17 protein-coding genes are annotated in these 17,806 nt (G+C 65.4%); 9 read left to right on the forward strand and 8 right to left on the reverse strand.

Features of this window, described 5'->3' with window-relative positions:
• Positions 1 to 8: 8 nt before the first annotated feature.
• Entirely contained in the window at positions 9 to 1,472 is a 1,464-nt protein-coding gene (locus AVME950_RS02080; protein WP_284428559.1) for an iron-containing redox enzyme family protein, read from the forward strand.
• Positions 1,473 to 1,518: 46 nt separating this feature from the next.
• On the opposite strand, the gene AVME950_RS02085 is transcribed toward AVME950_RS02080, so the two are convergent.
• The 4 genes from AVME950_RS02085 to rpoN form a co-directional block, all read right to left on the reverse strand.
• Positions 1,519 to 1,968: a hypothetical protein gene (locus AVME950_RS02085; protein WP_284428560.1), complete on the reverse strand. Its 450-nt coding sequence runs from the start codon at positions 1,966 to 1,968 to the stop codon at positions 1,519 to 1,521.
• 185 nt (positions 1,969 to 2,153) lie between these two features.
• Positions 2,154 to 2,471, reverse strand: a complete 318-nt coding sequence (locus AVME950_RS02090) for a KGG domain-containing protein (RefSeq protein WP_284428561.1) — start codon at positions 2,469 to 2,471, stop codon at positions 2,154 to 2,156.
• Positions 2,472 to 2,589: 118 nt separating this feature from the next.
• The gene (locus AVME950_RS02095) at positions 2,590 to 2,868 is read right to left on the reverse strand and encodes a hypothetical protein (protein ID WP_284428562.1); all 279 of its coding nucleotides are present in this window, start codon (positions 2,866 to 2,868) and stop codon (positions 2,590 to 2,592) included.
• Positions 2,869 to 2,917: 49 nt separating this feature from the next.
• Positions 2,918 to 4,297 (reverse strand): RNA polymerase factor sigma-54, encoded by a 1,380-nt coding sequence (gene rpoN, locus AVME950_RS02100; RefSeq protein WP_284428563.1) that lies wholly within the window; start codon positions 4,295 to 4,297, stop codon positions 2,918 to 2,920.
• A 28-nt stretch (positions 4,298 to 4,325) separates the two neighbouring features.
• Between rpoN and AVME950_RS02105 the strand changes: the two genes are divergently transcribed.
• The 6 genes from AVME950_RS02105 to AVME950_RS02130 all read left to right on the forward strand — a co-directional run bounded on the left by AVME950_RS02105 (position 4,326) and on the right by AVME950_RS02130 (position 14,533).
• Positions 4,326 to 4,508, forward strand: coding sequence for a hypothetical protein (locus tag AVME950_RS02105; protein ID WP_284428564.1), 183 nt, complete (start codon positions 4,326 to 4,328; stop codon positions 4,506 to 4,508).
• Between the two features lie 68 nt (positions 4,509 to 4,576).
• Complete coding sequence (locus AVME950_RS02110; protein WP_284428565.1) at positions 4,577 to 5,686, forward strand: sensor histidine kinase; 1,110 nt, start codon at positions 4,577 to 4,579, stop codon at positions 5,684 to 5,686.
• 82 nt (positions 5,687 to 5,768) lie between these two features.
• The gene (locus AVME950_RS02115; protein ID WP_284428566.1) at positions 5,769 to 7,169 is read left to right on the forward strand and encodes a sigma-54-dependent transcriptional regulator; all 1,401 of its coding nucleotides are present in this window, start codon (positions 5,769 to 5,771) and stop codon (positions 7,167 to 7,169) included.
• Positions 7,170 to 7,506: 337 nt separating this feature from the next.
• Positions 7,507 to 12,126, forward strand: a complete 4,620-nt coding sequence (locus AVME950_RS02120) for a PAS domain S-box protein (protein WP_284428567.1) — start codon at positions 7,507 to 7,509, stop codon at positions 12,124 to 12,126.
• 280 nt (positions 12,127 to 12,406) lie between these two features.
• Positions 12,407 to 13,249 (forward strand): NAD(+) synthase, encoded by an 843-nt coding sequence (gene nadE, locus AVME950_RS02125; RefSeq protein ID WP_284428568.1) that lies wholly within the window; start codon positions 12,407 to 12,409, stop codon positions 13,247 to 13,249.
• 351 nt (positions 13,250 to 13,600) lie between these two features.
• Positions 13,601 to 14,533, forward strand: coding sequence for a manganese catalase family protein (locus AVME950_RS02130; protein ID WP_284429552.1), 933 nt, complete (start codon positions 13,601 to 13,603; stop codon positions 14,531 to 14,533).
• Between the two features lie 82 nt (positions 14,534 to 14,615).
• Here the strand turns inward: AVME950_RS02130 and AVME950_RS02135 are convergent, their stop codons facing one another.
• Positions 14,616 to 15,134, reverse strand: coding sequence for a hypothetical protein (locus tag AVME950_RS02135; protein ID WP_284428569.1), 519 nt, complete (start codon positions 15,132 to 15,134; stop codon positions 14,616 to 14,618).
• Positions 15,135 to 15,408: 274 nt separating this feature from the next.
• Here AVME950_RS02135 and AVME950_RS02140 point away from each other — a divergent pair, with 274 nt between their 5' ends.
• Together AVME950_RS02140 and AVME950_RS02145 are read left to right on the forward strand one after the other, a co-directional pair.
• Entirely contained in the window at positions 15,409 to 15,900 is a 492-nt protein-coding gene (locus AVME950_RS02140) for a hypothetical protein (RefSeq protein ID WP_284428570.1), read from the forward strand.
• Between the two features lie 79 nt (positions 15,901 to 15,979).
• Positions 15,980 to 16,246: a hypothetical protein gene (locus AVME950_RS02145; RefSeq protein ID WP_284428571.1), complete on the forward strand. Its 267-nt coding sequence runs from the start codon at positions 15,980 to 15,982 to the stop codon at positions 16,244 to 16,246.
• Between the two features lie 41 nt (positions 16,247 to 16,287).
• On the opposite strand, the gene AVME950_RS02150 is transcribed toward AVME950_RS02145, so the two are convergent.
• From AVME950_RS02150 to AVME950_RS02160, 3 genes are read right to left on the reverse strand one after another with little or no spacing between them, the layout of a single operon-like run.
• On the reverse strand, positions 16,288 to 16,659 hold the full coding sequence (locus AVME950_RS02150) for a Gp49 family protein (RefSeq protein ID WP_284428572.1): 372 nt from the start codon (positions 16,657 to 16,659) through the stop codon (positions 16,288 to 16,290).
• On the reverse strand, positions 16,656 to 17,198 hold the full coding sequence (locus tag AVME950_RS02155) for a hypothetical protein (protein ID WP_284428573.1): 543 nt from the start codon (positions 17,196 to 17,198) through the stop codon (positions 16,656 to 16,658). The genes AVME950_RS02150 and AVME950_RS02155 overlap by 4 nt, the downstream gene beginning before the upstream one ends.
• Complete coding sequence (locus AVME950_RS02160; RefSeq protein WP_284428574.1) at positions 17,195 to 17,800, reverse strand: lysozyme; 606 nt, start codon at positions 17,798 to 17,800, stop codon at positions 17,195 to 17,197. Before AVME950_RS02160 ends, AVME950_RS02155 begins: the two co-directional genes overlap by 4 nt.
• Between the last annotated feature and the right edge of the window lie 6 nt (positions 17,801 to 17,806).

Below are 17,806 nucleotides of genomic sequence, written 5' to 3' on the forward strand. Positions count from 1 at the left end.
CGCCAACGATGCTTGCACAAAAAATTCTTCCCTCCGTCGACCACCATGGCAGCCAAGCACCTCGCGCTGACGATGCGCAGCGCCCGAATGCCGCCGGCCCCTATCGTCGTCTCTACGAAGCGCTGCTCACGCCGTCCCCCACGCTGCAAACCCGCCAGCACGCCGCCCAGTGGCTGCAGCGGCTGATGGACGATAGCAAAGACGTCCCCAGCGCATTGTGCGAAGCACCCGAGGACCTGCATGCGTGGGCCCACGCAAACGCCCAGTCTGTGGCGCAGCGCTATCAAGCCTACCTGGATGGGCGGCGCGCAGGCGGCGAGCGCCAGTATTTTCACAACCGCGCCCATGCGCTCAACTTTCTGGCATCGGTGGCGCCCACCAAGCTGGTGGACGGGTCCTGGCTCTACGGTCTGGCGCAGCATTCATCGACTGAACGGCTGCGACCCCTGCTCCAGACCTACCTCGAAGAACTCGGAGACGGCGTGCCGCACAAGAACCACGTCACGCTCTATCGCCAATTGATGCGCCGGCACGGCCTTCAGCAAGACCTGCAACTGGACGATGCCAACTATCTGCAGGGCGCGGTGCAATTGGCCCTGGGATGGAATGCCGAGCATTTCCTGCCGGAGGTCATCGGCTTCAACCTGGGCTATGAACAGTTGCCGCTGCACCTGCTGATCACGGCGTACGAGCTCAACGAGCTTGGGATCGACCCCTACTACTTCACGCTTCACGTCACGGTCGATAACGGCGACAGCGGCCATGCATGGCAAGCTTGCGAAGCAGTGCTTCAGATGATGGAAGTGCAGGCAGACCGCGAGCAGTTTTGGCAGCGCGTTCGCGCCGGGAGCAAGCTCGCAGACGCCGGGCGTGGCACGCAGGAGGTCATCACATCTTTTGACGCCAGGGCCGAAGTGGTAAAAATCTTCGAAAGAAAGGCACCGGCCGGTGCAGGCATGCACTCCGACTATTGCCGCATTGGCGGGCGCACCGTCAACGATTGGCTGGGGCCCCAGGGCAACATCGATGCATTGCTCGACGCGCTGGTGGACGGCGGGTGGATCCGACTCGGCGCGCCGGTGGCGCAAAGCCGATTCTGGAACCTGCTTCAAGGAGAACGCGCGGAAATGTTCGGCGTTTTCACGGGATATGAGTTGCAGGTGATCCACGACTGGATTCGTGGCGAGGACAGCCGCGACGGACAGGACTATGCCCAGCCCGCCTCGGCCAACCAGACGCGCAGACTGCCCTCGTTCAGAGCCCTGGCACGCCACCGCTCGGCGGGCCCTTTCGCGGCCAGCGCAGAGCCTGTACTGGACCCCGAACTGAATCAATTCAATGAACAACTCCAGTCACTGGAAGGAGAGCAGCGCCGACAGTTCCTCAGCGCCGCGCTGTCTCCCGCGACGCATTGGACTTCGACAGGGTTGCTGGCCACCCGGCTCTTCATCAACGAAGGCTGGGCGGCCTGACCGCTGGAGCGACCATTGCCCTGAGACAGCGGTGGACCGCAAAGACTTACAGGGGTGATGGCATCTGCAGCAACGAAGGGTCGCTGCCGATCGCATTCAACTGTCCGTCTCCGCCGATGCGAAAGTGCGCGTTCTGACCGGTCGCAATCGCCACGCAGGCGGCAAAGCAGTGGGCCGGCAAGATCAATGTGCCGATGGCGTCGGTTGTCGTGACTTCAAAGCCCGCAGGAGCCGCAGGTTCGCCGAGGGTGAACCCGATCAGCAGCATCTGCCCCAGACCTGCCACCTTGGCGCCGATAAGCTCGATGCAACCCACTGCCTGCTCGACCACCCAGCCAGAAGTGGCATAGGGGGCATGCCCGCCGAGGGCAATGGTGCGCACTCCCCGCGCTTTGATGACGCTGTACTGCTCCCACTCAGGCGCGAGATGGAGCGGCGAAAATTGCTGAAAGAGCCCGCGGTGGCGCGGGGCGCGCGTGGGGTAGTTGGTGCTCATGGATTGCCTCATGGGATAGGATTTATGGCGCGTCCTACCCTCCTGGACAGCCGACGGAACGAATGCCTGGGCTTGCGCAGGAATGCGGGTTCGACACGTGCAGCGCTTCCAACGGCAATCGATGTGCCACCCATCTGTTTTCAGCGGTAGACCCCGAACAAATCGTCTGCACCCCGGCGCTGGATTCAACGGCTTTGGGGGCCTGAATCGCGACCTGCGCCCTGCGGCGCGCGAGTCGCTCCGTTGGGTTTCGTGCTGGAAGTGCTGTCCGACAGAGTGGCCTCCGCATCGGCTGACGCACCGGCTTTGGCACCGCCAGTATTCGAATTGCGGCGACTATGGCTCTTGGCGCCAGCGGCGCGGGCTTCTTCGGAGGTGAACTGATGCGCCGTGCCCTTTTGATGCGCCGCCTGCCCACCCTTGCTTGAAATTTCACGTTGCTTTGCCGCATCCATGGCGGCGAAGCCACGATTGCTACTGGATGGATTGCCTTGGTTGGCCATTTCGATACTCCTTCAATGTGCTCCCGTGGAGGGGAGCGGCCCAGGCCTGGCGGTCAAACCAGGCTTGGCACGGCAGAGGCAATCGACATGCCCGGCACCTGCAGGCCCCCTTGCGCAGCTACCGGTCCACGTCTGCCTGGATTGCTCGCTTGACACAACGCGCAGCCTCTTGCCTCGCATGCCTGCGGCGAGCGGTACCCGCATAAAGCGTCTGCACCAGGTCAATCGCATCGCAATCCGCTTGCGCTGCACTGAACCGCATTTGCGCACAGGCCACAGTCGTGATCCGGGGCTGCATGCCCTGCAGCACATCGACCAGCCCACACCAATGACCATCCACCGCCAACGTGCGGGAAAACAAGGTCAATCCGTCAATGGAAGCCCAGGCGAAAGCCATGATTGATCTTTGGTGAATTGGTCTTCACCCTGAGGTGCAAACCGTTGGTTCAAACGTTCCTGTGACGTTCCGGCGCCGCCGAAATGCGAAGCGCCTGCCGGTACTTGGTGACCGTGCGCCGGGCGACCGAAAACCCCTGCTGCGCCAGCAGGCCGGCAATCGCCGCATCGGACAAAGCATGTAAGGGCGACTCGGCCGCAATCAACTCCGACACCAGCTCCTTGACGGCCGCAGGAGCGCAGGTGGTGCCATTGCGCGTAGACAAGCCGCGCGAGAAAAAATACTTGAGTTCATGCAAGCCGAACGGGGTCGCCAAGAACTTGTTGTTGGTGACACGGGACACGGTGGATTCGTGCACCCCCACTTCCTGCGCGATTTGCTGCAGCTTCAGTGGTTTGAGCGCCAACGGGCCATGCTCGAAAAACGCCTGCTGGTGCCGCCCGATGGCTCGCGCCACCGCCAGGATGGTGGCAAAGCGCTGCGCCACGTTACCCACCAACCAACGCGCTTCCTGCAGGCAGGCGCTCAACGCCGCACTCTCACCATGGCGCTTGCGCTGCTGAAACATCCGCGCATAGGCGGAATGCACCCGAAGGCGAGGCATCACAGCATCGTTGAGAACCATTTGCCAACCTCTCCCGCCCCTCACCGCCACGATGTCAGGCACCGCCAGCGGCACATCGTCTTGCAGGAAGGCGCGGCAAGGACTGGGGTTGAGCGCGCGAATCTTCGCGCAAGCCGCTGCTGCAGCCTCGCGCGACACCCCCAGCGCCTCGGACAGCCGTGTGGGATCGCGCAACGCCACGGCTTTCAGGTGGCCTTCAATGGCACGACGCACCAGATCCCGGGTCGTCACGCACTCCATCGTGTGCAATTGCAATAGCAGGCAATGCTGCAGGTCCACGGCGGCAACGCCTGCTGGATCCAGCCCCTGGACCCGGCGCCACGCCATGCGGATTTCCTGCCCATCCGGCTCCGGAGACAGGGCCATGGTGTGCACCGCCTGCTCGATCTCTTCAAGCCCGCCGCGCAGGTAGCCATCGTCGTCCAGCGATTCGATGACCGCCTTTGCCAACAGCAGATCCCGCTCCGGCAGACGAAGCAGGTCCAGTTGCCCATGCAAATGGGCTCGCAATGAAATGGGCGCTGCTGAACGCTCCCAGGCCCTCTCCCCATCGCTGTCGGCAGACGGGATCCGGCCGCTGCCAGATGACGGACTCCAGTCGCTCGGCGGCGCGTGCGGCACCGCCTGCATATCCCGCTGCGCATCGCCATCCTCGACTTCCAGCAGCGGATTGCTCTCCACCGCCTCCCTCACCGCGCGTGCGAAATCCTGTGAGGACATCTGCAGCAGGCGCACGGCATGCTGCAAGCGGGGCGAAGCATTCTGGGTGAGTGCTGCGGAAGTGCTCAGACTAAGCTGGCTCATCGAAGGTCCATGGGTTGGGGAGCATCCCATGCAACAAAGCAAGGCATATGCCAAACAACGCATGGCTTGGAAAGAGCTCACCCAGCCTCGAAAACGAGCACTTGGCGCTATCCTTCAATGCAGGCATGTTGCTCAACCGGTAGAGATTGCCGCAATTCCTGCCGGTTTCGCCCACGGGTTCGTTGCTTGGTCCGGTTTTTACCGGCGCTGACTGGCACGCGGCATGCTGCGGCACTGGCACCCGGCAACACCATCACGAGCGGAGCGCCCTCGCCCATCATGAATGACACCTCCACACCCATCCCGACAGCAGCGCCTCACCCCGCCGCAGAGGTCCCCGTTGCAGCGCCGCCGTGGCTTTCCATGGCTGGTGTGGGGCATGAATTGCGCACCCCGCTGGGCGCACTGTCCGCAGCGCTGGAGGTGATTGCGCTCGCCCCCCATCCAATGCCCATCCAGAGCGAAGCGTGCGCGGTGGCCGCTCGGCAGACACGGCATCTGTCTTCGCTGCTGGAAGACCTGCAGGACGTGCTGGCGGCGCGCGAGGGGCGCATGGAACTGCGGCGTGTGCCGCTGGACTTCTCGGGTCTGGTGCGGCAGGCCTGGGAGGCATTGGTGAACTCCAACAAAGGCTATGCCTGCACCCAGCAGATCGCTGCGGACCTGCGGGTCATGGCAGATCCTCGCCTGATGCGCCGGGCGATGGATCAGATGCTTTGCCGGGCGTGCAAAGCGGCGGCGCCGGGCATGCGCATGGACTTGAACGTGTTCAGGCAAGGGGGCGAGGTGCGCGTGGAAGTTCGCGGCCTGCCGAACGACCACATGGAGCGGCCCTCGGGAGCCGCATGCCTGCTGGCTCTGCATGTGCGGGTCGGCGCACCTGCCACCTTGGCAGACCTTCTTGCCGACCATGTCATTGCACTGCATGGGGGACGCACTCCATCGCACTCCGATGGACCGCTGCAGTATCTCGCGCTGCCCTGCCTCGCAGAAACGCCACCACCGCCAGCCCGACTGCGGCGCCTGAAGGTGCTTGTCGCACTGCACGGCGCGCAAGATCGCCAGAAAGCAGTGCGAACTCTGGAGCGCCAGGGATATACCGTGCTGGACGGCGGGGCGACCCAGCCGGCGCTGGACCTGTTGCTGCAGCACGTGCCCGATCTGGTTCTTGCAAATGCTCAGCCTGCCAAAGAGGCGCGCGCGTTTGCAGCCGCCGCGCGGGAGACCGGGTATGCCGGCCGCATGGTGGCCGTGGCAGCCGCCATGCCTTGTGCGCAGGAAGAGGCGTTGGATGCAGCCGGCGCCCGGCGCGCAGGCTTTGACGCATGGGCCGCCTGGGGCCAGTGGCCCCAGGTGCTGACGGACGCGCTGGAACGCGAAAGCGGTTGACCGCTGTACGTTCGTTTACACCCATGGCAGCGATCGCTGCAAATAATTCCTCTTTTTCAAATTCTTACTCGGGGAGATTTGCATGGCCCATGCCCTGGTAGTGGAAGACGATGCCGACTCCGCGCGCATGCTCGCGAGCTTGTTGCACACTGGCGGATTCACGGCAGCCACGGCGTCTTCGCTCCGGGATGCGCGCCGTCAGATTGCCCTGCAGCGCCCCGACATCGTGCTGCTCGACCTGCAGTTGCCCGACGGCAATGGGCTGTCCCTGTGCGAGGAGGCCGAACTGCTCTCCTATTCGGAAGTGGTGCTGATCACTGGCCACGCCAGCCTGGACACATCGATCCAGGCCCTTCGCCTGGGCGCTGCGGATTACCTTATCAAGCCGGTGGATACGCAACGGCTCAGTGCCGTGCTCTCCCGCGCTCGCTCGCCCTCCACCCTGCTGGCCGAGATCCAGGACATGCGCCTGCAGTGGGAATCGACCGGCCGCTTCGGCCACCTGCTGGGCCGGTCGCCCATCATGCGCGAGGTGTACGAGCAGATCGCATGCGTGGCCGGCACCTCGGTCTCGGTGTTCGTGACAGGGGAAAGCGGCTCTGGGAAGGAGCTGGTTGCCCGCACCCTCCATGACCTCAGCCGGCGACGCGACGGTCCTTTTCTGGCGGTGAACTGCGGCGCGATCTCGCCCCAGCTGATCGAGAGCGAAATCTTTGGCCACGAGCGGGGCAGCTTCACGGGGGCGGACCGACAGCACCTGGGGTTTTTCGAGCGCGCCAATGGCGGCACCCTTTTCCTGGACGAGATCACCGAGATGCCGCTGGAGCTGCAGGTCAAGCTCTTGCGCGTGCTGGAGACCGGCACGTTCCTGCGCGTGGGCTCCACCGAGGCGCGACACACCGATGTGCGCATCGTGGCTGCCAGCAACCGCAACCTGGCCCAGGCCGTGGTGGATGGCGCGTTGCGGGAAGACCTGCTATACCGCCTCAACGTGTTCCCGCTGCACCTGCCGCCTCTGCGGGACCGGCTGGAAGACCTGCCCCTTCTGGCACAGCATTTCCTGGACGACATCGCAGCACGTGAGGGGGGCCGAAAGACGCTGACCGCCGCCGCCCTGGAGCGCCTGGCGGAATACCGGTGGCCCGGCAACGTGCGCGAGTTGCGCAACGTGCTGCAGCGCGCCTTCGTGATGACGCAAGAAGGGCCGGTGACCGAGCGCTGGTTGCCGCGCGACCTCGTGCCTTCGCAGCCACTGCCACCGCTTGCGCCGCAGCAACGCGAGATGGCACCGATGGCCGACGGCGCTGCCGCCTCCACCGAACTGCGGCTGCAGCTGGGCAGCTCGCTGGCGGAAGTGGAGCGGGCGCTGATCCTCGCCACCTTCGCCCACTGCGGGCAGCGGCGCGAGCAGACCGCCGCCATGCTGGGCATCAGCATGAAGACGCTGTACAACCGGCTGAAGGAATACGGCGACGGCGCCTGACCGGCTGACGGTGGCCGTCACCGGGCCTGGCCTTCTCAAGGGCGGCAAATCGTCCGGGCTCCAAGCCTGCGGCCTGAACGCCGGTACAACCCGTTGTCCGGTCATACATCCTGAATCCAGAACCCGCCATGCGCCGGGCACACTGGGCGCGCACGCCATCGCCCGCCCCAGCAGTCCACGCGCGTCTCCGCGCGCAGCGGCCGCTCCCCCAGCAAGCCCAACCCCTATACGGCATCGAACGAACCCCGCGCATGCTTTCCGCCGTGGCCCACCAGACCACGCCGTCGAACGCGAAAGCCCACGATCGATAATCGGCATTCACTAGAAAGACGCCAACATGGATGACTCGCTGACCACCCCCGACGAAGCCGAAGAGCATGTGGGAGAGGCGCTGGACAGCGTGGCGCCGGCGCGGGCCTATCACATGTTGCCGCTGATCGGTCTGGGTGGTTCGGCGGGCAGCATCCCGGCCCTGCAGACCTTTCTGCAGTCCATGCCCGAAGACCCCGGACTGGCTTTCGTCGTCATCCTGCACCTGTCGCCCGACCACGACAGCGAGCTGGCCGAAATCCTGCAGCGCAGCACCTCCCTGCAAGTGATGCAGGTGCGCGAGACCTGCAAGGTCCAGGTCAACACCGTCTACGTCATCCCGCCTGGCAAGGTGCTGCGCACCTATGACGGCTTTCTGCAGCTGGCCGATCTGCCGAGCCCGCGCCATGGCCATGTGACCGTGGACCTGTTCTTTCGCATGCTGGCCGACACCCACGGTCCGCATGCCACGGCCATCGTGCTGTCCGGCATGGATGGCGACGGTGCCATTGGCATCAAGCGCATCAAAGAGCGGGGCGGACTCACGATCGCCCAGGACCCGGACGAGGCGGAGCACAGCAGCATGCCCCGCTCGGCGCTGGCCACCGGCATGGTGGACTGGACGCTGCCCGCGGCGGCCATGCCCGGCCGGCTGCTGGAGTACTACCGGCTGGAGCGCCGCCTGAAGCTGCCTTCGGAGAAGGGACCCCCGCCCATGGAAAACCCGATTCCCCATGGCATGGCCACAGAAGCGGCCCTGCGCGACGTGCTGATCTTCCTGCGAACGCGGACCGGCCGGGACTTCGCCTACTACAAGCGGGCCACCATCCTGCGGCGCATCGGCCGGCGCATGCAGGTCAACGGCATCGCCGATCTGCCGGGCTATCTGGATTGCCTGCGCACGCGGCCCGGTGAGGCTGGGGCGCTGCTGCAGGACCTGCTCATCAGCGTGACCAACTTCTTTCGCGATGGCGAATGCTTCAGTGCGCTGGAGGCGCACATCGGGGGGCTGTTTGCCGGCAAGGGGCCGGGGGACTCGCTCCGTGTGTGGGTGGCCGCCTGCGCCACGGGCGAGGAGGCCTACTCCATCGCCATCTTGCTCAGTGAATACGCACGCAAGGTGGATGCGGCGCCGGTGATCCAGGTCTTCGCCAGCGATCTGGACGACGAGGCCATCGGCATCGCCCGCGAGGGGCTCTACCCAACGACCATCGAGGCCGACGTGTCGGAAGAACGGCTGCGCCGGTATTTTGTGAAGGAGCACCGCGGCTACCGGCTTCGCCGCGAAATCCGCGAAATGGTGCTGTTTGCGGTGCATGACGTGCTCAAGGATTCGCCGTTCTCGCGGCTCGACCTCGTCACCTGCCGCAACCTGCTGATCTACCTGAACCGCAACGCCCAGCACCGCGTGTTCGACACCTTCCATTTCTCGCTCAAGCCCCGCGGGCTGATGTTTCTGGGCTCGTCGGAATCCGTCGAAGACAATAGCTCCCTGTTTGTCGTGCTCGACAAGAAGCACCGCATCTACAGCCACCGCCCCGCCTCGCGCTCGGGCATGCCAGGGCACTCCGCGCCCGGCACCGTCTCGCTCGCCATGGAGGCGCAGCACGCCGCGCGGTCCGGCCCGGTGCTGGCCGGCCCGGCCTTCACCTCGACGCCCCCGGCCTCGCGCGATCTGCCGCCCCTCGATGGCCGCAGCCACAGCTGGGGTGAGCTGCATTTCCGGCTGCTGGAGAAGATCGCGCCGCCCTCCGTGCTGATCGATGCCGGCCACGACATCGTGCACCTGTCGCCCAACGCCGGCGAGTTCCTGCGCTTTCAGGGCGGCGAGCCCAGCCGCAACCTGCTGCGCGCCATCCACGAGGACCTGCGCATCGAAGTGCGCGCGGCGCTCTACCAGGCGGCGCAGCGCAAGATGGCCGTGGAGACCCCGCCCGTGGCCGTCACCCATGCCGGCAGCGAACTGGTGCTGGTGGTCCGCATCGTCCCGTTCCACGAGGCGCCGGGTTTTCATCTGGTGATCATCCAGCCCGCGTCGGCGCTGCAGCCGCTGCTGCCCATGCCGGTGCGGCCCATGTCGGTCTCCGAGCCACTGGCGCAGCACCTGGAGCAAGAACTGGAGCGCATGAAACTGCACCTGCGCGACACGGTCGAGCAGTACGAGGTGTCCACCGAAGAACTCAAGGCCAGCAACGAAGAGCTGCAGGCCATGAACGAAGAGCTGCGCTCGGCCACCGAGGAACTCGAAACCAGCCGAGAAGAACTGCAGTCGATCAACGAAGAGCTCACCACCGTCAACCACGAGCTCAAGAGCAAGGTCGATGAACTCGGCCACTCCAACAGCGACATGCACAACCTGATGGACGCCACCGCGATCGCGACGGTGTTCCTGGACCGCGAGCTGTGCATCACCCGCTTCACCCCCTCGGCGATCACGCTGTTCAAACTGATTCCCACCGACATCGGCCGCCCGCTGTCCGATCTGGCAACCCACCTGGACTACCCGGAGATGACCTCCGATGCCCGCCGCGTCCTGGAGCGGCTGGTGCCGATGGAGCGCGAGGTCGGCAAGGGCAGCGGCCAGTGGTTCCTGGTCAGGGCCCTGCCCTACCGCACGCTGGACGACCGCATTGCCGGGGTGGTGCTCACCTTCGTGGACATCACCGAACGCAAGCACAGCCAGGAGGCCTTGCGCGTCTCGCAGGACCGATTCAGTCTCATCGTCAGCCAGGCGACGGCCGGGGTGATGGAGGTGTCGCTGGACGGGCGCATCGAATTCACCAATCGCAGCTACCGCGAACTGCTGGGCTATTCCGAGGCCGACATCGTGGGCATGTCGCTGCTCGACCTCGTCCACCCCGACGACCGGGCCGAGAGCGCACGGCTGTTCGAGAAACTCGCCCGCCACGGCGAGCCGTTCCAGGTCGAAAAGCGCTGCCTGCGCAAGGACGGCTCAGTGATCTGGACCTTCAACAACGTGAGCCGCCTGTCGAATGTGCAAGGCCGTGCGGACGCTGCCTTGGTGATGTGCACCGACGTGACGGAACGCAAACGGGCGGAGGAAGCCCTCAGCCGCAGCGAGGAGCAGTTGCGGCTCATCGTGGAGAACGCTGTCGAGTTCGCCATCTTCTCCACCGACCCGCAGATGCGCGTGACCCGCTGGAACGTGGGCGCCGAGCGCCTGCTCGGCTACCCCGAGGCCGAGGTGCTGGGGCAGCCCGCCGACATCATCTTCACCGACGAAGACCGCGCCCTGGGCGCACCGCAGATCGAGGTGCGCCAGGCGCTGACCGATGGCCGCGCCATGGACGACCGCCTGCACCGCCGCAAAGATGGCACCACCTTCTGGGCCAGCGGGGTGTTGATGCCGATGCTCGACGATGGCGCCGTGGTCGGCTTCGTCAAGATCCTGCGCGACCAGAGCCGTGCCCGCCAAGCCCAGGAAGACCTGGAGACCAGCCGGGCCGAACTGGTCGAGGCCCTGCGGCAGAAAGAAGCCGCGCACTCGGCCTTGGAAGCCGCCGACGCCGCCAAGGACCGCTTCCTGGCCGTGCTGTCGCACGAACTGCGCAACCCCCTCGCCTCCATCCGCAATGCCGCAGAGGCGCTGCAGTCGGGGCAGTTGAACGGCGAGGAGCGGGCCCAGTCGTCCAGCATCCTGGACCGGCAATCCGCCGCCATGAAGACGCTGCTGGACGACCTGCTGGACGTCTCGCGCCTGCGGCTGGGGCGCCTGGCCCTGCACCGCCGCCGCATCCTGCTGTCCGAGGTCGTGGACATGGCCATCGAAACCACCAGGCCCGCCATCGAAGCCGGCGCGCACCGGCTGGAGGTGGTGCTTCCGCACATGCCGGTGGTGCTCGATGCGGACCCGGTGCGCCTCAGCCAGGTGCTGTCCAACCTGCTGGCCAACGCCGCCAAATACACCCCTCCAGGTGGCCACATCGGGGTACGGGCCCAGGTGGACCAGCGCACCGCCGTGATCGCCGTGACGGACAACGGCATCGGCATGGCAGCGGACAACATCCATAGCCTGTTCGGCATGTTCGTGCAGGAAACATCCGACCTGCCCGGCGCGCGGGGCCTGGGCATCGGGCTGGCGCTCGTGCGCAGCATCGTGGAATTGCACGGCGGCCTGGTGGAAGGCTCCAGCCCGGGCCAGGGCCAAGGCAGCACCTTCACCGTGCGCCTGCCGCTGGCGCAGGCGGAGCCCCTTGCGCCGTTGCCGGAGCCCGGGTTGCCGGCCCCATTGCGCAATCTCTCCGCCCTGGCGCCCAAGGTGCTGGTGGCCGACGACAACGCCGATGCGGCCTGGAGCATCGCCACCCTGCTGCAAATTTCCGGTTGCGAGGTACGCACCTGTTCCGACGGCCCCGCGGCGGTCGCGGCCGCCCGCGAGGGCATGCCTGACGTGGCGGTGCTGGACATCGGCATGCCGGGCATGAGCGGGCACGAAGTGGCGCGCCAGATGCGCACCCTGCCGGGCGGCGCGGACGTGCAGCTGATCGCGTTGACCGGCTGGGGCCAGGAAGCCGACCGGAACGCCGCCGCCGAAGCGGGGTTCGACGCACACATGGTCAAGCCCGTGGAGGTCCAGCAACTCATCGCGCTGATCGAGGCCCGCCAGCGGGACAAGGCACCGCGCTGAGTTCACCACCAGGCGCTATGTTTTTCATAGCGACATGCCCTAGTACTTATTGTGCTGGAAGCCGTTTTGATCCACGGTGCTTCGGTGGCATCCGGAATGGCTGGGCCGGCTGACAGGCCTTGCGCCCCTGACACACCCACTGACACGCCTCCTGCCGTGCAAGGCGGCAGCGACATGCCGGCACCATCCGACAACCGCTTCGGCCACTTGGCCGCCCAATGGTCCATTGCGGCCCGGCGAAGTTCGCGCCGGTGCCATCCACCTTTGAGGAGCGACCCCAATGAGCGTCAGGCCCAGTCAGCCACAGATTCCGGAATCCCTGTCGGTGGTGCGCGAGTTCGATGTCGAGGTCGAACTGGAGCGCCGTGTCGACTTTCTCGCCCAGTACCTGGCGCGCACCGGGCGACAGACCTACGTGCTCGGGATCAGCGGCGGCGTGGATTCGCTGGTTGCCGGCTGCCTGGCGCAACGGGCCGTGGCCCGCCTGCGGGCCTCCGGAGACAGCGTCCGTTTCATCGCCATGCGGCTGCCGTATGGCCAGCAGCGGGACGAGGCCGAGGCAGTCAGGTGCCTCGACTTCATCGCGCCCGACGAGGTGCGCACCGTGGACATCCGCGCATCGGTCGATGCCATGCAGCAAGCGCTGATCGCCGCCGGCGTGGACCTGGGCGATGCCCCGGCGGAAGACTTTCTGGTCGGCAACATCAAGGCCCGCGCCCGCATGGTGGCGCAATACGCGGTGGCCGGCGCCACCGCCGGGCTGGTCATCGGCACCGATCATGCAGCCGAGGCACTGATGGGGTTCTTCACCAAGCATGGCGATGGAGCAGCCGATGTGCTGCCGCTGGCGGGCCCGAACAAGCGCCGCGTGCGCGCGGTGGGTTTTGCATTGGGCGCTCCCCGCGATCTGGTGATGAAAGTGCCCACGGCTGATCTGGAAACACTGGCCCCGCAACGGCCCGACGAAGACGCATTCGGAGTGAGCTACGACACCATCGACGACTTCCTGGAAGGCCTGCCCATCGATCGCGAGGCCGAGCGGATCATCGTGAACACCTACCTCGCCAGCGCCCACAAGCGCGATGCCGCCGTGACCCCAACCATGGCCCGTTCAACTCTCTAGACAGGCCCCAAGCCACGGACCGCGCCAGCGAGCGAACAGAAAAAACCGCTGCAAAATTTACCGCGCGGCATGGTCCGGGCAATCGCCCATCCGCCGCGGCACCTCGTCGCCGTAGTGGCCCTGTACTGCCAGCGCCGTCCGCACCGGACTGGGCCTCTCGGTTGTGGCGCGCCAGGGAACAGGCAAGGTACATGCCGTGTTTGGTTGCGTTTCACCCTCTGCGCCGCCCTGTCCGGCATGGCCATAGGCCCATTGCCCGGCCCTTCGGCACACCGCTTGCCCTGACTCCTTCGACGCCACATGGCGTTGCCTGTCGGTGAACCCGCTGGCTCAACCCCACCAGGAGCATTCATGTTTTCTCATAACAAGCGGCTGCAATACACCGTACGAATCAGCGAAACCAATCCCGGCCTCGCCAACCTGCTGCTCGAGCAGTTTGGCGGACCCCAGGGCGAACTCGCCGCAGCCTGCCGCTATTTCACCCAGGCATTGGGCGAGGACGATCCGGGCCGCAAGGACATGCTGTTCGACATCGCGACCGAAGAGCTGAGCCATCTGGAGATCATCGGAACCATCGTGGGCATGCTCAACAAGGGCGCCAAGGGCCGACTGGCGGAAGGCGTTGAAAAAGAGGGCGACCTCTATCGGTCCATCACCGGCGCAGGCAACGACAGCCACCTCACCCAGGTGCTGTACGGGGGTGGCCCAGCGTTGATCAACTCGGCAGGCGTACCCTGGACGGCAGCGTACGTCGACACCATCGGCGAGCCCACCGCCGATCTGCGGTCGAACATCGCGGCCGAATCCCGCGCGAAGATCGTGTATGAGCGCCTCATCAACCTCACGGACGACCCGGGCGTGAAGGACGCGCTGACCTTCCTCATGACGCGAGAGATCGCCCACCAGAAGTCGTTTGAAAAAGCACTCTATGCCATCGAACCGAACTTCCCTCCCGGCAAGCTGCCAGGCGATCCGCGCTTCACCAGCGTGTACTTTCGCACCTCGCAGGGCGAGCCGGAAGTGCGGGGTGCGTGGAACGAAGGAGAGCGCTGGAACGTCGTTCCCCTTCCCCAGGGCGCCGAAGCGGTGGATGGCGGCGATGGCCTAGCGACCGTGGCCCTGAACGAACTTGAAGCGCCCGCCGTGGAGCAGATGGCCGCACGCACGGCATCTCAGCCCGACATGGATCCCACCACGGGTGCCGAACTGGGCATGGGAGAAGATCTGGACCCTGTGGGTGATGCAGGCCGTTCGCGCGGTGTGCCGAAAACGCTCGAAGACTGATGGGCAGGGCAGGCTCCTGCGGCCGTGGTGATGCCCCCGATAAGGTCATTGCCGCGGCCTGGGACCGGCCCTGAATGCCTTCTTATGGGTTTTCCCGACGGATGCGGTGGCCCCGACGGGCCGCAGCGCAGCCCACGGCAAGCCCCGCGGCGAAAGTCGCACAAAGCGTTGCCATGGCCTGCTGAGAGCCGCCATCCACAAGGCCTGGAGTGCCATCAGTCGGCTCGACCCACCGCTCCAACATGCCAGCTTTGCCAGGCCCGCCGCGCCCCCGCCAAGCAAGCACCATCGTCGATGCGACGCTTGCCAAAGTCCCAGCCATCAGCCCTATGCTGATCACCGAGCGTGCAGTGGCATGCGGGCCGTGGTGGCCATGCTGCAGGCATTGCAAATCCGACGTCGGCAGAACGTGGACCTGCGTCAAAGCGATCGACAAAGGATCACTGGCAGGAAACGACTCCTCTATTCCATGATCGAGGGCAGGCTCCGTGTGCGCGGGATTGGCCGCAGGTCTCAACGCCGGAGCAGTGCCTTCAGGCGGAGGACAAGGATGGCTTTCAGATGTCGGAAAGGGAAAGGCATCAGGGCTGCGGGTGTTCATGGGAGGACTTCTTCCAGAGACGACGACGGATGGATGAATGGGTGGCGGCGCGCTGAAGGCCGTCTGGCTAGCCGTTTCGACGGGGGTCTGACGGCTCGCGGGAATCCGCAATGCCACCGCCGTCTTCCCCCTCCTTTTGCGGTGCAGGCCGTTTCTGCGGCATGCGCTGCATTGCGGGATCTGTTTCGACCAATTCTGGGCTGGGACGACCGGGGTCCTTGCGCGGCTTACCGTCCGGGGAGTCGACCTGGTTCACCATGGCTGTACCTCCGGCATGTCGGCCACTGCCACCTGGCAGGGCTGCGTTCCTGTGGCGATGCGCGTCGTGGCCGGTACCGCGTTGGCGGTGCTTGAAATACCGGCTGGTCTGGTGGTTTGCATGAATTTCCTTTCCAAGGAAAAATCAGTTTGCGAACCCCTGTTCGATGCGGGTGTAGGACTGCAGCGCTCATGCCGCAGTGGCACCACAGGCCGTGATACCGAGGGCAGAACAGTTTTCGATGCACGTGCGTGGAGTCGGCATGGACATGCCGGGCACGTCCACGCTCGATGGCGTATCGGCAAGTGCAGTAACCAGCACGTGGGACTCGCAGGCCATTTCGATGCGATGGGCGCGACACCCACAAAGCGCCGGGCAAGAAAAAACCGCCACAGCCTGACGGTGTCAGAGTGTGGCGGTATCCTGAGTGGGGGCTGGCGGGAATTGAACCCGCGTCAGGCCTATAGCTGGCGCGGCTTTCTGCCGTATGGTGTGAATTCAGTGTGATTCTTGCTGGTCTTCTGCACCGATCTCGGCCAACGTCAGCCAGCAAACACAACGCTCCGCGACCCGGCAAAATATGCCGATGAGCAGCATCCACCAGAGCATCACCGACGCCATCCGGGCCCATTGGCAGGCCCACAACAACGCATATCCCAAGAAGGTCATCCTCTCGCCCGCTCAGAACCTGGAGCTGCGCGAGATGCAGCGGATCGCCGGCATCGGCCAGGGCAAGCCTGCCGACGCTCCGCTGCGCACCGACAAGTTCCTCGGCGTCATCATCGAAGTCGAGGCTTCGTCCACCGGCGTGCTGATCGCGCACGACGGCACCCCACACCCCCTCCCCCAGTAAAAAAGCCCGCGCACGGCGGGCATCCTTTCCGCGGCGGCCGGTCAGCCGGCGGCCAGTTTGCTGCGCAATTCGTAGCCCATCAGCGGCCAGATCTTTTGCTCGGCGTTTTGGCGCGCGATCTTGCGGCCGATCTCGGCATCGAAGTTCTCCGGGCTGGCGCAAGCCGATTCGCCCGTGACGATAAAGCCGTTCTTGAGCACGAGCATGCAGAATGTCAGCAGACGCAGTGGCGAGCCAGCATGCACAGGCGGCTGCGCCTCGTACGGCGTGCCGTCTGCTGCGGCGCCTTCAACACCCTGAGCAGCGGTGAAGTACCAGCAACTTTCGATATTCGCCTGCAGGTCTGCCGGCGTCACGCGCGCAGCGGTCTTGCCCTTGGCCTGGATTTCTTGCTCGATGATTTTGTCGTTCATGGTTTGCTTTCGGTGGCGCCAGCTGCCGGCTGGCTCGGTTTCTTGGGCCAGGCCTGCTGCATCAGTCGAGCATCAGCCGCGTGCCCTTCAGCTTGTCGCGCGATTGCTGCACCACCTTCTGCCAGTCTTCCACCTGCAGCTGCCAGGTCCTCGAAGGCGGCTGTGCAGGCTGTGACGTACTCAGCTCGGGCGGCGCTGGAAGCTCGCTCGAGCCGGGCCGGCAGGTCGGCAAAGTCGCCCCGCAGCCCTGCAGTAGTGCCGCGCAGATCGCGAAGGCTGCGGTCCAGGTCTTGCTGCGCCGCAGCGTTGCGCTTCCCGGTGGCTTGGAAATTGGCGAGTGCATCGTTCAGTCCTTTCTGGAAAGCGGCCATGTCTTTCACGGCCTGTCGTTCGCCGGCCAGCTCTTCGGTGGTGGTTTTGTGCTTGAGGGTTTCGATCTGCAGGCCGTAGCGCTGCGCCTGCACGTAGGCCGCGCCGGACGCTCCGATGGCCAAGGCGGCGCCTGCCGCGATGAGGTGGGTGTAGAGGGATGGGATCACCGAGTCACCCTCCAGCTGCGGCAGATCTCGTCATTGGAGTCGCCTCGGATCTGCAGGCCGGGCAGTACCGTGGACACGCCCTTGACCGTGCCGCGGTTCCAGCGAGGGTTCTCGCGGCATGCGCCTTCGAGGTCGCCCGCGTTCGCTCTGCGCAGCATGGTGCTGGAGGCCAAATTCGCCGCTCCCTTGTTCCAGGTGAAGTCGATGAACGTGCCTTGGACGAACGGGTCGTAAGTGCTCCAGCGCACCAGCAGTCGAGATGCATCGCGCTCGGCCTGGATGTACCGAGCCCTCTCCAGCCTGTAGCAGTCCCCCGGGCCGTACCACTTACCCGGCACCACCGCTGGGCCCGTGACGCCGTTGCAGACGGTCAGCGGCTCGCCCTTCCCGTTGCGGTCGATGTAGGGCGTGCCGATGTGCTTGCCGCTGCTCTCGTAGTAGCTGCCCATGACCATAGCCACTTTGACCCCGGCGCTGGTCTCGGGGTCCGCTGCCACGGTCTGGACGTACTCGTCCCGCTGGGCCGCCTCGGTGGCCTTGCCGGCGTAGTAGGAGCCGCTGCCCAGGCCGGCCATGACAACCAACGCAGAGAGGCTCTTCACGAGAGC

The organism is Acidovorax sp. SUPP950, from assembly GCF_030158935.1.
Lineage (GTDB): Bacteria > Pseudomonadota > Gammaproteobacteria > Burkholderiales > Burkholderiaceae_C > Paracidovorax.

What these genes read in the sequence shown, in the direction of transcription:
- AVME950_RS02110 (WP_284428565.1), top strand. Translation starts at nt 4,577, where the DNA reads ATGAATGACACCTCCACACCCATCCCGACAGCAGCGCCTCACCCCGCC.
- AVME950_RS02095 (WP_284428562.1), bottom strand. Translation starts at nt 2,868, where the DNA reads ATGGCTTTCGCCTGGGCTTCCATTGACGGATTGACCTTGTTTTCCCGC.
- AVME950_RS02145 (WP_284428571.1), top strand. Translation starts at nt 15,980, where the DNA reads ATGAGCAGCATCCACCAGAGCATCACCGACGCCATCCGGGCCCATTGG.
- AVME950_RS02150 (WP_284428572.1), bottom strand. Translation starts at nt 16,659, where the DNA reads ATGAACGACAAAATCATCGAGCAAGAAATCCAGGCCAAGGGCAAGACC.
- AVME950_RS02115 (WP_284428566.1), top strand. Translation starts at nt 5,769, where the DNA reads ATGGCCCATGCCCTGGTAGTGGAAGACGATGCCGACTCCGCGCGCATG.
- AVME950_RS02105 (WP_284428564.1), top strand. Translation starts at nt 4,326, where the DNA reads ATGCAACAAAGCAAGGCATATGCCAAACAACGCATGGCTTGGAAAGAG.
- AVME950_RS02090 (WP_284428561.1), bottom strand. Translation starts at nt 2,471, where the DNA reads ATGGCCAACCAAGGCAATCCATCCAGTAGCAATCGTGGCTTCGCCGCC.
- AVME950_RS02130 (WP_284429552.1), top strand. Translation starts at nt 13,601, where the DNA reads ATGTTTTCTCATAACAAGCGGCTGCAATACACCGTACGAATCAGCGAA.
- AVME950_RS02140 (WP_284428570.1), top strand. Translation starts at nt 15,409, where the DNA reads ATGTCGGCCACTGCCACCTGGCAGGGCTGCGTTCCTGTGGCGATGCGC.
- rpoN (WP_284428563.1), bottom strand. Translation starts at nt 4,297, where the DNA reads ATGAGCCAGCTTAGTCTGAGCACTTCCGCAGCACTCACCCAGAATGCT.
- nadE (WP_284428568.1), top strand. Translation starts at nt 12,407, where the DNA reads ATGAGCGTCAGGCCCAGTCAGCCACAGATTCCGGAATCCCTGTCGGTG.
- AVME950_RS02120 (WP_284428567.1), top strand. Translation starts at nt 7,507, where the DNA reads ATGGATGACTCGCTGACCACCCCCGACGAAGCCGAAGAGCATGTGGGA.
- AVME950_RS02085 (WP_284428560.1), bottom strand. Translation starts at nt 1,968, where the DNA reads ATGAGCACCAACTACCCCACGCGCGCCCCGCGCCACCGCGGGCTCTTT.
- AVME950_RS02080 (WP_284428559.1), top strand. Translation starts at nt 9, where the DNA reads ATGCTTGCACAAAAAATTCTTCCCTCCGTCGACCACCATGGCAGCCAA.
- AVME950_RS02135 (WP_284428569.1), bottom strand. Translation starts at nt 15,134, where the DNA reads ATGAACACCCGCAGCCCTGATGCCTTTCCCTTTCCGACATCTGAAAGC.